This window comes from Scardovia wiggsiae (assembly GCF_051045985.1).
GTDB lineage: Bacteria > Actinomycetota > Actinomycetes > Actinomycetales > Bifidobacteriaceae > Scardovia > Scardovia wiggsiae.
On record NZ_CP157350.1, the window covers coordinates 701,613 to 714,074 of the forward strand.

Here is a 12,462-nt window from a genome sequence, read left to right on the forward strand (position 1 = left end):
CCGCACCGTCGATAATACTGTTCGGGGCTTGCAGGGAAGTGCCTGCAAGCCCGGGCCGCGTGGCAGCGATCCGTTATCGCATGTAAAATAAGGTCATGCCGCATACAGTACCCAGTGATCAGGAAGGGCGGGGATTCCCCGGACGCAGGCTGCTTATCCGTGCCGGAATAGCAGATACGCAGGCTGCGCTTGATATATTCCGCCAGTGCTCCAGCCGGGGGATGTCCCGCGGGATTGCAGAGGCTGTAACAGGGGCACTCATGCATGCATGCGATCCTGATGCAGCACTGTATGCAGTCGGGCAGCTGTATGCCCGCGATGAGACGAGGGAAGCCCTTCCCGGTACTGTTCAGCCAGATTCAGATGACGTGTGGGGAAGGCTGGTAAAAACCCTTGGGGCATCAAAACGTATCGGCAGCATGGTTGAGCAGGATGCAGACCTCCTCAGTTCTGTCGCCGGCGAGTATTTTTCCAGCAGCACATGGGATAAGGGGATGCGTGCGGATGCTTTCAGTGCTGCTGCTTCCTGCGGCGGCAATGAAACTGCGGCAGTAAATGCGCTCAGGCATGAGTACTGGAAGCAGATAATCGCTATAGCAGCTTTCGATATGGCCCATAGTGATCCGGCAGGCGTACAGCCTGAAGTATCGTCGTATATCAGTGACCTTGTTGACTGTGCACTTGATGCTGCCGTCCGGATCGCTCTGCGCAGCGTCGGCGCTTCGGAGGATATACTGTTTTCCGTGATCGGGATGGGCAAGCTCGGAGCTAGGGAAATCAACTATGTATCTGATGTTGACCTGATCTATGTTGCAGAGCCCCGGCATGAGGGTGTTACGCATGCTGAGCTGGTTAAAAAAGGGACTGCAGCGGGCATAAAGCTCCAGAGGATATGCCAGTCCGTTATCCCTGGTGTCAATGAACCTCCGCTCTGGAAGGTAGATTGCGCCCTTCGCCCGGAAGGCAAAGCAGGCCCTCTGGTGAGGACGCTCGAATCGCACTGTGAATATTATCAGAAATGGGCTGAGAACTGGGAATTCCAGGCTTTGCTGAAAGCACGCCATGTTGCCGGGGACCCGGAGCTGGGAATGAAATATGTAGACAGTACCCAGCAGCTGGTGTGGAATGCCTCTGCCCGGAAAAACTTTGTTTTTGACTGCAGAAAAATGCGTGAACGTGTTGAAAGCCTTATCCCTGAGCAGCAGAAAGACTTGGAAATCAAACTGGGGCGCGGCGGGCTCAGGGATGTGGAATTCACGGTCCAGATGCTTCAGCTGGTCCACGGGCGCACTGACAGGTCCCTGCGCGTGAGTTCGACCCTTGATGCCTTGCAGCGGCTTTCCGCCGGGGGATACATGTCGCGGAAACAGTCTGAAGCATTATCGGCTGACTACCGTTTCGAGAGGGTCCTTGAACATCGCCAGCAGCTGTGGAATATGCACAGGACACATTTGTTCCCTGACCTTGGGCAGGCTAATCGCGGCGGCATAGAAAAACCCCGGAACGTTGACCGGACTCAGCTTTATGACAACAAAGCCCTCGTCAGGCTTGCCCGTGCATGTTCCTTATCACCCGAAAAGCTCCTTGATCGCTTCGATGCGGCACGGCGTGAGATACGCCGCCTCCATATGGATATTTATTACCGGCCGATGCTTGGCGATATATCTCATATGGCAGATGAAGAGATCAGGCTGTCGCCGGCAGCCATGGCTGAAAGGTACGAATCAATAGGCTTCGCCGACCCGCAGGCTGCCGCTGAGCATGTCCGCTATCTGACCCGGGGGGTGAGCCGTGCAGCAAAGATCAACAGGATACTCCTTCCCGCCGTACTGCTGTGGCTCGGAGATGGGCAGAATCCTGATATGGGGCTTCTCCAGTGGCGCAGGCTGGCAGAAAACTATGGAGGCGGAGGGCCTTATCTCGGTTTTCTGCGTGATTCGCCCCTGGCCGCTAAGCGGCTGTGCACTATTCTTGCTAATTCGCGCTTTCTGGGCGATGCTTTGAACCGTTCGGCAGAATCGCTGACATGGCTTGGGGATGATGACGAACTCCAGCCGCCTACCCGAGGGCAGCTGGATACGCTGTGCGAGGGCGCGTATAAGCGTTTCCCTGAGGATATGAGGAGCTTTGCAACACTTATACGGTCTATGCGGCGCAGGGAAATAGAACGTATCGGTTTAGGGTGGATGAGCGGTATCACGCTGAGCAGCAGCAGCCTCCAGGCGATGACGGATGTGTATGATGCGGCTATAGAGATAAGCCTCAAATGGGCGGTACGCCATCAGTGCCGTAAACGGGAGATAGAGGAAAACTGCCCACCTGCACGGATCTCCGTTATCGCCATGGGGCGTTACGGAGGGCGGGAAGTCAATTTCTGCTCTGATGCAGATATTATGATGATCTACGAGCCGGTACAGGATGCCGGCAGAGAAGCTGATGAGGCAGCAGATCCGCGGGATTTTTCGCTGGCAGTCGTCAATGATCTCCGTTCTATCCTGTCAGGGCCCCTTACATCTGAAGCAAAAATAGACCTGGACCTTGACCTGCGGCCTGAGGGGAAAAATGGGCCGCTTATCAGATCGTATAAATCATACGAAGATTATTATGCGCATTGGGCACAGATGTGGGAGCATCAGGCGCTGCTGCGGGCCAGGTATGCTGCAGGGGACAGGGAGCTGGCAGAGCGTTTCCTTGAAAAGGTCGCTGACCCTCTGCGGTATCCGGTACAGGCTCCGGGTGAGGATGACCTTGCACAGATACGAACCCTTAAAGCGCGTATGGAATCGGAAAGGCTGCCTCGCGGTATACGCCGTGACAGGCATCTCAAACTTGGCAAGGGCGGCCTTTCTGATGTGGAGTGGACTGTCCAGCTCCTTCAGCTCCAGCATGCGCATCAGTGCGAGGATACCCAGGCTCTGCCTGATCGGAAGCTGCAGCCGGGTGGTACCGGCGCTTCAGCAGGCCTGAAGTCTCACGAGGACAGCAGCACAGCTTCGCTGCGCACCACGTCGACCATTCAGGCGCTTAATATCCTTGAAAATAGTGGTGTACTGTCGCATGAAGACGCTGCTGTGCTGCGTAGTACATGGCAGGTCTGTACTGATGCGAGGAATGCCCATTATCTGTGGAGCGGCCGGGCGAACCAGGCGGATATCATACCGGATGATTCCTTCTCGCTCGGAGGAGTAGCGGCCTGTATGGGACGTTCGGCACATCAGGGGCAGGAATTCGCTAACGAGCTCCTGCAGAAAATGCGCAGGTGCCGGGAAGTTGCAGAGCGGCTGTTTTATGCGGATGCTCAGGATGCCCGGTAACTGCCGGCAAAAAGGTCACAGGTACGGTGACACAGCCCACTTATGACTATGGCAGGCCGTGCGGCTCTGTTCAATCCTCGAATGCATCATCAGATTGCATGACGTATACGTTGGACCTCATCTGCCGGGCCTGGCCCAGTGTGATCTCATCGTTTTCCTGCATCTCATGGATAGTGTCAAGTTCTATCTGGTAGGCCTGCATCCTCAGATGCGATATATCGCGCCTCCACTGTTCACGCTTATCCGCAGTGTACTGCCTTCCCTCAGAATTGGCCTTGAAAAGCTGGTATCTGCTGAGGATGACCGCAACCACTGATGGCGGATAGCTGGCTGTCCCGGAACTGCCGCTGCCTGCGGTATCTGTACCGTTCATGAGCGCCGACAGATGTTCAATAGTCGCATTTGTAAGGTCGGACTGTATTTCCGCGACGCTCCGTCCTGATGGCGGAGTATGCGGCAGTCCGAGCCTGTTCCGGATCAGCAGGTGTGCCTTTTTCACGGACAGGCGGATCCTGATCCTTGTCGATTCAGCCCTCATCCGAAGGCGTTTGAAAACGGTGCCGTCACTCAGTGACAGCCCGAATTCGATAGAGGCAAGAAGGTGGTTGACAGATGTTTCGCAGTCCGGATGCAGGGTAAGATACTTTTCGAGCCACTGCTGCCGCCATTCAAGTATCGTGAGATTAAGCTCAAAAACCATATGGCGCTGCTGTTCCGAAGACTGCGGGTCTTTCAGCCGCGCAGCACGCATGGAATATGACTGGAGTACCATTGCTAGCGCTAAATGGTTTTCAGGGGTTTCCAGCTCCGATATCTTCGTTATAGTGCGGTCAAGCATGGCAGCATTTGCCTGCGCCATGCCTTTTTCCTCTTCTATCGTGTCTTTCGGTGCGAGGATGGGAAGGATGATATTCGCCAGGATAAGCGAAAGGATTATATATCCGCCCGCAATGAAAAGGAGGATGTCGCGGATATGGAACGTATTTACAGTCCCCAGGGTCACCGGCAGCGAAAATGCCAGGATCAGGGAGATGGTCCCCTTTGCGCCTCCAAAAGTCATGATAAGGGCTGATCTGGCAGTCTTCGGCGTAAGGGCTGATATCCCCTTCCGTGTACCAGTCTGTGCATTGCGGCTTAACATCTGCAGTCCGATAAACCACAGGAAGCGGGCGAGGAGCAGTATAACGGTGATTGCCACGATAGTGAGCAGGAGCATAGGTGTGCTGACCAGAGGGCTGCTCAGGCTGTCCCTCATCGCAAGGGGCAGCTCAATACCAAGAAGGACGAAGACGCTTCCATTCAGCGTGAAAGTGACGAATTTCCATACGGAATCCGATACCAGGTTCGTCCGGGCAATATCGCTGCCTACCCCCATACGGCTGTAGCGGAGCAGAAGCCCTGCGGCAACAACCGTTATTACGCCGGAAACGTGTATATTCTCCGCAAGGATATACGCGAAAAGGGGGAAGAGAAGTTCAATGGTAATACGTGTTGTCGTTGTTTCAAGGCTGAGCCTGCGGAGGGTGAGCATCAGCGAATTCATAAGGAAGCCGAGGACGGCACCGAGGGCAGCCCCTCCGAGGAAACTGTATGCGATATTCCAGGTGAACTGCAGAGCTGAGAACTGGCCTGTTGTCGCAGCGGCGATGGCGAACTGGAAGCTGACGATGCTGGCGGCGTCATTGAACAGGCTTTCACTGCGGAGCACAGAGACCTGGCTGTCGGACAGGTTCGCTTCTTTGCGCAGCTCAGATACTGCTACAGCATCTGTAGGGCCGAGGGCGGCACCAAGGGCCATGGCTGCAGGAAGCGAAATTGCGCCCCATAGTGCGTGGAGCGAAAAACCGGTCGCAACAACAGAAAAAAGTACCAGGCCTATCGCTAATGACAAGGATGTTGATATAGTCCTGCGCAGGGAACTGAGAGAGAACCCTTTCGCCTCAAAAAAGAGGAGCGGGGCGATAAAAAGGATCATATACAGTTCATCGTCAAGATTCAGGTTTGGTGTAAAAGGAAGGAAATACCAGATGACCCCTAGGGCGATCTGGACCAGGGGGAGGGATACTTTCGGGATGTAAGGGCTGATCAGGGCTGAAAGGAGGACTGCGGACATAATAAGGACAATAAGCGTGAGCAGCTGCATATCTGTATCCTTCCTTCAGAGGCCAGCCGTATGCCCTGACCCGGAACAGGGCATGGCAGTGCACGTGGCGAGTGAGTTTTATTGTATCAAAATGAGTATGAAATATGCCGGAAGTATACCATTACCGGTCAGGTCTCATTATACGGACAGAAATCCGCAGACTGTATGCATGCGGGGTGTCTGTGTCGCTTTTATGGATTAACCTTGATTAGGTCACGGCAAATCGTGTCCGCCTTAAATTGTGTGAAAGGCGAGCTTATGTCTGATATTTCAGTACAGTCCGGTAAGCCAGCCTCAGTATCCCCATATAAAAGCCTTCAGGGCAGAAGCGTTGTTACGCTTGACGATATTACTATGGGTGAGCTGGACTACCTTCTGAGGAAAGCCGATTACTGCCTGTCCCATCCGCGCGAGGCAGCCCAGGCGTGTGCCGGCCGCATACTGGCGACACTGTTTTTTGAACCAAGTACCCGTACACGGTTAAGCTTTGAAACCGCTATGCTGCGGCTTGGAGGCAAAACTATAGGTTTCGCTGGTGCGCAGCTGTCATCTGCTACTAAAGGGGAATCACTGGCAGACACGGTGAAAACGGTGTCGCAGTATGCTGATGTTATTGCTATGCGGCATCCGAAAGAAGGGGCGGCCCTGGTCGCTGCGGAAGCTGCTTCAGTCCCTGTGATCAACGGCGGGGATGGCGGACATATGCACCCTACACAGACCCTTGCCGACCTGGCCACTATCCATGCGCGCTTCGGCCGGCTGGATCATCTGGCCGTAGGGCTGTGCGGCGACCTGACATTTGGGCGCACCGTCCATTCCCTTATTGAGACTCTGTGCCGTTTCGGCAATATTGATTTTATCCTTATAAGCCCTTCAGAACTGAAGACCCCCAGGTATGTCCTGGACTGTATCGACGGGACGCCCAGCTGCTCATATACGGAGGTCACAGACCTCCAGAAAGCTATCGGAGACCTTGATGTGCTGTATATGACCCGTGTACAGAAAGAACGTTTCTTCAACGAGGATGATTACATGCGTTTAAGGGATACGTATATCCTTGACGAAGAAAAAATGCGGCATGCGAAAAGTACTATGGCCGTACTCCACCCTCTCCCCAGGGTCAATGAAATATCTGTGGATATTGATGATGATCCGCGTGCCGCATATTTCCAGCAGGTCAAACTTGGTATGCGCATGAGGATGGCTCTGGAAAGTTCTGTTTTAGGCGATGCGATCCCGGGGTTCATTGATGATGAAGTATCCGGGGAACAGGAGGTGCAGGCATAATGGAAGTAACGAGTATCAGTGAAGGCCTTATCCTGGACCATATCCCTGCGGGTACTGCTTTTAAAGTCCTGCGGTATCTGCATATTGATGAAAAGACTGCCCGGCTGGCGCTTATTATGAATGCCAGCAGTGTACGTTACGGCACAAAAGATATTATCAAAATCGAAGGCCGCAGCGAGATCGACCTTAATGTGCTGGCGCTTGTGGCGAAGGATGCTACAGTGAACATAGTCCATAACGGGGCGATCGCTGAAAAGCTCCAGCCTTCCCTGCCTGACCGTGTGCGCAATGTGATCGTATGCCGGAATCCGCGGTGTATCACTACAGATGAGCGGGGCTTGGACCAGATGTTCCACCGATGCCATACTTCTGATCCGTCGGTAACAGAATACCGCTGCGATTACTGTGATGAGAAGGCTGAATTATGAGTGCGGGCGGACGGGCGGCGCAGGGCCGTATATTCCCTTCCTACCCTGACCTGCGCCTCGCCAACCTTACGGTATGGGATACCGGTAAAACTGTAGATATGCTCCTCCGCGGCAGCAAAGGTGCGGGCGGGGACCGTGTGCCTGCCGGGGAACAGAACGGTCCTGTGGCCATTGACTGCACAGGTCTGACGGTTGCTCCCGGCTTCCGCGACCCCCATGTCCATTTCCGTGATCCCGGGCAGACTGATAAAGAGACGATGTCCAGCGGAAGCGCTGCAGCTGCACATGGCGGATACACGGGCGTGCTTATTATGCCTAACACTGTGCCCGCCCTTGACGGAGCACATATTGATGGAGGGTTCCGCGGATACAGTTCCGTCCTTGACTATCTCAATGATTATGAAATAGCCAATTCATGCATCCTTCCTGTTAAATATGCGTTATGCGCCGCGGCTTCCCGCGGACGTGAGGGTACAGAAGCATCGGATCCCGAGGACTGGCAGCATGGCCTCCGTTTCCCGGCCCATCCCGTTATCGCAGTCAGCGATGACGGTGCCTCGGTGCCTGAGCGTATCCTCCCGCAGGTCCTTGCTGCTGCAGCCCGCAGCAATATTATTTTTATTGACCATTGCGAGCATCATGACAGCGGGGTCATCAACGACGGTAGCGTATCTGCCCGGCTGGGCCTTCCGGGGATACCCGCTTCAACAGAATCAGATATTGTGGCAAGGGATGTCGCTTTTGCCCGCAGGACAGGCGTGCATATCCATCTTCAGCATGTCAGCACTGCTGCTTCATTCGATATTATCCGCCGGGCCAAGGCCGAGGGGATACGCATCACTTGTGAAACAGCCCCGCATTATTGTGCCTTGAATGATACCGCTGTAGAACTGTACGGTACCTATGCCAAGATGAACCCGCCGCTGCGCTCCGAAGCAGACAGGCAGGCTGTACTGGCTGCCATTGCAGACGGCACTGTGGATATGCTTGCTACAGACCATGCCCCTCATACGGAAGCGGAAAAAAGCCGCAGCCTGATGGATGCGCCGAACGGCATTATCGGGCTGGAAACTGCTTATGCAGTTGCCCATACAGTCCTTGTTGACGGGGATATCATTTCCGAGGCCAGGCTGATAGAGCTGATGGCTGTGAATCCCGCACATCTGATGGGCGATGCAGTTTTTGATATTTCTGCACATGCTACTGCCGGCTGCAGTGTGCGAAGCCTTGGATCAGAGAGGGAATCTGATGCAGGCAGCCCATCCTGCCCGGGGAACGGGAACCCTGTTGTAGACCTGCGGGGGATGAGGCATCACAGGTGCTATGTGTGGGGAAGAGGAGGCGGCACTTCGGACGGCACCCCGAGTCCCGCAGCAGCCGATCTGGTGATCCTTGACACTAAGCGTCCCTGGACTATAGATTCCTCAGCTTTCCTGTCCCAGGCAAGGAATACGCCATTCAATGGATGGGACGTGACCGGCAGGCCGGCAGCGACAGTCCTGGACGGGCAGCTGTCGTGGGCAGGGCTGATAGGTGATATAGGGCGGGATTCTGAAAGATTCTGAAAGGGTATTATGGACAGACTGGCTACAGCTATAGAAAAAATGCACAGCCCCTGCATTGTAGGGCTGGATCCGCGGCCTGAAGTTATCCCGAGGCAGGTGCTTGAAGATGTATCTTCTGCCGAAAGCCTTGCAGAGGCATATGCGGATTTCAGCAGGGCTATTATTGATGCTGTCAGCGATATCGTTCCTGCGGTCAAACCCCAGATAGCCATGTACGAAGCACTCGGGCCGGCGGGGATCGGTGCGTACTGCCGTACAACACGGTATGCGCAGGAGCGGGACCTTTATGTGATAGGTGACATCAAGCGGGGGGATATCGGGAGCACCGCCCAGGCTTATGCGGCGCATTTGTCAGGTATCCCGGGAATATCAGGCCGGGGGGCTGACGTATGGCACGAAGATGCTGTAACCGTTAACCCGTACCTTGGTATTGACGGTATCAGGCCGTTTATTGAGGCAGCTGAAAGGAATGATAAAGATATATTTGTCCTGTGCAGAACATCCAACCCTTCCAGCGCCCAGCTGCAGGATCTGGATATAAAGGATGCAAAGGGGGCTGCCGGCATTGCGGATACCTGCAGCCTGCAGGGGCCGGCTACAGTCGGCATGTATGTAGCGGAGCTGATAGCACAGTGGGGTGAAGAGTACTGCGGGGCTTCCGGATATTCCCGCGTCGGGGCGGTAGTGGGGGCGACACATATACAGGATGCCGCCAGATTCCGCAGCCGGATGCCGCATACGATGTTCCTTGTCCCCGGGTACGGTGTGCAGGGCGGCACTTCAGCTGATGCGGCGGCCCTGTTCAATGCTGACGGGACCGGTGCCGTTGTCAACTCATCCCGAGGTATTATTGCCGCATGGAAAAAGGATCCTCAGTATTCGCCGTCCCTTACCAGGGGCCAGGCGCTGGACTGTGCCGCAGCCAGTGCGCACCGTGCCGCAGCAGCAATGCGGGCTGATATCATCGGATCGCTGAAGCCCGGCAGCACGGAGGCGCATACCGCAGTGTCCCATAACCATCAGCAGAAAGGGTCATAATGGCGGCAACAGGTTTTACCAGTACCAGGACGGCTGCTGCTGAGCCTGCGGCCAGCGCTCGGCTTGAGCATATGCATGGGTTCCTCCCGTCGCGCAGAAGTGTGCCGGTAGTGCGCAAAGAGGAGCTGGCTGAGGGGGTTTTCAGCCTCAGCATCAGGGACGGGTACGCCGCCCGCAACAGTGCTGCCGGGCAGTTTGTCAATGTATATACGCATGACGAGCAGAAACTGTTCCCCCGTCCGTTCGGGGTGTGCGGGACCGATGGCGATACGGTGAGTTTCATATTTGCTGTTGTAGGGGGCGGTACAGCGGAGATCAGCAGCCTTGAGGCAGGGGATTATGTTGATATCCTCGGCCCCCTCGGCAAGCCCTATTCCATTGAAGATAACAGGGAATATCTCCTTGTCGGGGGAGGGCTCGGCATACCGCCGCTTATCTATGCGGCGCAGAAAATCGCTGATATGCAGGGGGTCCGGACTACAGCCCTTTTCGGGTACAGGGATACCCGCTTTGCTGACAGCATTATCGGCAGATACGCTGATACTGCATATTCCATCACCAATGCTGAAGGCAACGTCATAACACTGCTTGACCGATGGGACCAGGGGAAAAGGCACTTTACCGGCAGCAGTGAAGGCGGTTCAGCTGAAATCTTATGCTGCGGGCCCGAAGCCATGATGCGGGCTGTGCACCGCTGGGCAGCTGCACATGGCATGCCGGCGCAGTTCAGCCTGGAAGAACGTATGGGATGCGGGTACGGCGCATGCTTTGCGTGCGTTGCCCCGACCGTTACAGGATACAGAAAAGTATGCCTTGACGGCCCGGTTTTCTCCGCAGAAGAGCTGGTATGGGGCCAGGGAAAGGAAGGGGACAGATAATGGTAATGGCGGATATAACCGGGCGCGGCATCCGTAAAAGTGCCTGCAGCGGCATCCAGGGGAGCAGCGATGCGTATTCAACGGCACAGTCCTGTATCCATCAGTGGAAACATGGCACGGTCGTTGCGGGGGTCCCATGGAAAAACCCGGTAGGTACAGCCTCCGGCACATTCAACCTTGATGCATGCGGACGGTTCTATGATGTTTCGCAGCTTGGCTCAGTAACGACTAAAGGGGTTTCACCTGTACCGTGGCAGGGCAATCCGGTCCCCAGGACAGCGGAGGCTGCTGCAGGCAGCGTTAATGCTGTCGGTCTGCAGAACCCCGGGGTAGATGTATACCTCAGGGATGAACTGCCCCGGCTCAAGCACTTGGGAGCAACTGTTATCACTAATGTTGCCGGCCATAGTGACGATGACTACTGCCGGGTCGTTGAAAAGCTTGCTGACAGCCAGGCTGATATGCTTGAGATCAATGTCAGCTGCCCTAATGTATCTGCCGGGGGGATGGCTGTAGGGAGCGATCCTGCGGCACTTGAACGGCTGATGAAAAAGCTCCGTCCCTTAACAGGCAAGCCGATGATCATCAAGCTCACCCCCAATATTACAGATATCACTGTTGTGGCCAGGGCAGCTGCCGATAACGGCGCTGATGCCCTGAGCATGATCAATACATTCGTAGGCATGAGGATCAACGTGGACACAGGGAAACCGATAATCGCCAATATCACAGGAGGCGTGTCCGGACCTGCTATCCATCCCATGGCCCTGGCATTTGTATATAAAGTCAGGCAGGCGCTCCCTATGATGCCGATCATAGGGATCGGCGGCATCTCAAATGCTGATGACGCCCTGGAATTCCTGTATGCGGGTGCGAATGCCGTTGAGGTCGGTTCAGCTGCGCTCCTTGACCCTGTAGCCCCTCTGCGTATAGCGGCTGACCTTGATAAAAAACTGGACGAGCGCCCCGAGCTTGCGGACTCTCTGGCGAAAGGGGAAACATGGGCAATATAAGTCACTCACATAATTCCGGCAGTACAGCATCCTATGCCTGCGGCGGGCAGAGCAGACCCGACAGCGGCAGCCTGGGCAGGGAATTCACGCGCTTCCTTTTGGATTGCCGTGCCCTCAGTTTTGGCGAATTTACCTTGAAATCCGGCCGTGTCTCCCCGTATTTCATCAATGCAGGATCGTTCAACGATGGCGGGAAAATAGCAGAACTGGGAGGTTTTTATGCTGCCGCAGTCAGGAATGCTGTAAGCAGCGGCACCATCAGCTGCAGCTTTGATACTGTTTTTGGCCCTGCGTATAAAGGCATACCGCTGGCCGTATCTACGGCAATGGCATTATCGGGCGACGGTAATGCTGTTGGGTATACCTTTGACAGGAAAGAGGCTAAAGACCATGGTGACGGCGGCCTGTTTGTCGGCACGCAGCTCAAAGACGGCATGAAGGTCCTGCTGGTTGATGATGTGATGACCGCAGGGACGGCGATCCGGGAAGTTATCCCCAAACTTAAAGGTACTGCGGATGTACAGATAGCCGGCCTTGTCCTCAGCGTTGACCGCATGGAAAAGACAAGCGGCTCGGACATGTCTGCCGTGCAGTCAGTCAGCAGGGAGTTCGGTTTCCCGGTTATTGCAATCGCAACGATACGGCAGATACTGGATTCTGCCAGATCCCTTACCGGTCCGGATGGCACACCTGTACTGGACAGCAGCCTTTATGGGCAGGCCCTGCAGTATCTGGATAAATACGGTGCCTGACTTATAGGCAGGCAGCCGGCGGTGCCTGCAGCTCAAAGCTAGAT

Annotated in this window: 9 protein-coding genes; 8 read left to right on the forward strand and 1 reads right to left on the reverse strand. The window is 55.1% G+C overall.

Translation table 11 applies throughout. The features are described from left to right. Window positions 1–95: 95 nt before the first annotated feature. A complete protein-coding gene (locus tag ABKA16_RS02955) occupies window positions 96–3,314 on the forward strand; it encodes a bifunctional [glutamine synthetase] adenylyltransferase/[glutamine synthetase]-adenylyl-L-tyrosine phosphorylase (RefSeq protein WP_380998929.1) in 3,219 nt (1,072 codons plus the stop codon). Between the two features lie 70 nt (window positions 3,315–3,384). Here ABKA16_RS02955 and ABKA16_RS02960 read toward each other — a convergent pair whose 3' ends face one another. Next, on the reverse strand, window positions 3,385–5,457 hold the full coding sequence (locus tag ABKA16_RS02960) for a cation:proton antiporter (RefSeq protein ID WP_380998927.1): 2,073 nt from the start codon (window positions 5,455–5,457) through the stop codon (window positions 3,385–3,387). A 258-nt stretch (window positions 5,458–5,715) separates the two neighbouring features. On the opposite strand from ABKA16_RS02960, the gene pyrB reads away from it, so the two are divergent. From pyrB to pyrE, 7 genes are read left to right on the forward strand one after another with little or no spacing between them, the layout of a single operon-like run. After that, window positions 5,716–6,744 (forward strand): aspartate carbamoyltransferase, encoded by a 1,029-nt coding sequence (gene pyrB / locus ABKA16_RS02965; RefSeq protein ID WP_380998924.1) that lies wholly within the window; start codon window positions 5,716–5,718, stop codon window positions 6,742–6,744. Continuing rightward, the gene (locus tag ABKA16_RS02970) at window positions 6,744–7,172 is read left to right on the forward strand and encodes an aspartate carbamoyltransferase regulatory subunit (protein WP_380998922.1); all 429 of its coding nucleotides are present in this window, start codon (window positions 6,744–6,746) and stop codon (window positions 7,170–7,172) included. Before pyrB ends, ABKA16_RS02970 begins: the two co-directional genes overlap by 1 nt. Next, complete coding sequence (locus ABKA16_RS02975) at window positions 7,169–8,737, forward strand: dihydroorotase (protein WP_380998919.1); 1,569 nt, start codon at window positions 7,169–7,171, stop codon at window positions 8,735–8,737. The genes ABKA16_RS02970 and ABKA16_RS02975 overlap by 4 nt, the downstream gene beginning before the upstream one ends. Window positions 8,738–8,746: 9 nt before the next feature. Then, on the forward strand, window positions 8,747–9,775 hold the full coding sequence (gene pyrF / locus ABKA16_RS02980; RefSeq protein ID WP_380998917.1) for an orotidine-5'-phosphate decarboxylase: 1,029 nt from the start codon (window positions 8,747–8,749) through the stop codon (window positions 9,773–9,775). Beyond that, a complete protein-coding gene (locus ABKA16_RS02985; RefSeq protein WP_380998914.1) occupies window positions 9,775–10,653 on the forward strand; it encodes a dihydroorotate dehydrogenase electron transfer subunit in 879 nt (292 codons plus the stop codon). The genes pyrF and ABKA16_RS02985 overlap by 1 nt, the downstream gene beginning before the upstream one ends. After that, entirely contained in the window at window positions 10,653–11,666 is a 1,014-nt protein-coding gene (locus ABKA16_RS02990; protein ID WP_380998912.1) for a dihydroorotate dehydrogenase, read from the forward strand. Before ABKA16_RS02985 ends, ABKA16_RS02990 begins: the two co-directional genes overlap by 1 nt. Then, window positions 11,654–12,418, forward strand: a complete 765-nt coding sequence (pyrE, locus tag ABKA16_RS02995) for an orotate phosphoribosyltransferase (RefSeq protein ID WP_380998909.1) — start codon at window positions 11,654–11,656, stop codon at window positions 12,416–12,418. The genes ABKA16_RS02990 and pyrE overlap by 13 nt, the downstream gene beginning before the upstream one ends. Window positions 12,419–12,462 lie beyond the last annotated feature (44 nt).

Coding starts and splice junctions, on each gene's coding strand:
- ABKA16_RS02970 (WP_380998922.1), top strand. CDS start 6,744: ATGGAAGTAACGAGTATCAGTGAAGGCCTTATCCTGGACCATATCCCT.
- pyrE (WP_380998909.1), top strand. CDS start 11,654: ATGGGCAATATAAGTCACTCACATAATTCCGGCAGTACAGCATCCTAT.
- ABKA16_RS02960 (WP_380998927.1), bottom strand. CDS start 5,457: ATGCAGCTGCTCACGCTTATTGTCCTTATTATGTCCGCAGTCCTCCTT.
- pyrB (WP_380998924.1), top strand. CDS start 5,716: ATGTCTGATATTTCAGTACAGTCCGGTAAGCCAGCCTCAGTATCCCCA.
- ABKA16_RS02975 (WP_380998919.1), top strand. CDS start 7,169: ATGAGTGCGGGCGGACGGGCGGCGCAGGGCCGTATATTCCCTTCCTAC.
- ABKA16_RS02990 (WP_380998912.1), top strand. CDS start 10,653: ATGGTAATGGCGGATATAACCGGGCGCGGCATCCGTAAAAGTGCCTGC.
- pyrF (WP_380998917.1), top strand. CDS start 8,747: ATGGACAGACTGGCTACAGCTATAGAAAAAATGCACAGCCCCTGCATT.
- ABKA16_RS02955 (WP_380998929.1), top strand. CDS start 96: ATGCCGCATACAGTACCCAGTGATCAGGAAGGGCGGGGATTCCCCGGA.
- ABKA16_RS02985 (WP_380998914.1), top strand. CDS start 9,775: ATGGCGGCAACAGGTTTTACCAGTACCAGGACGGCTGCTGCTGAGCCT.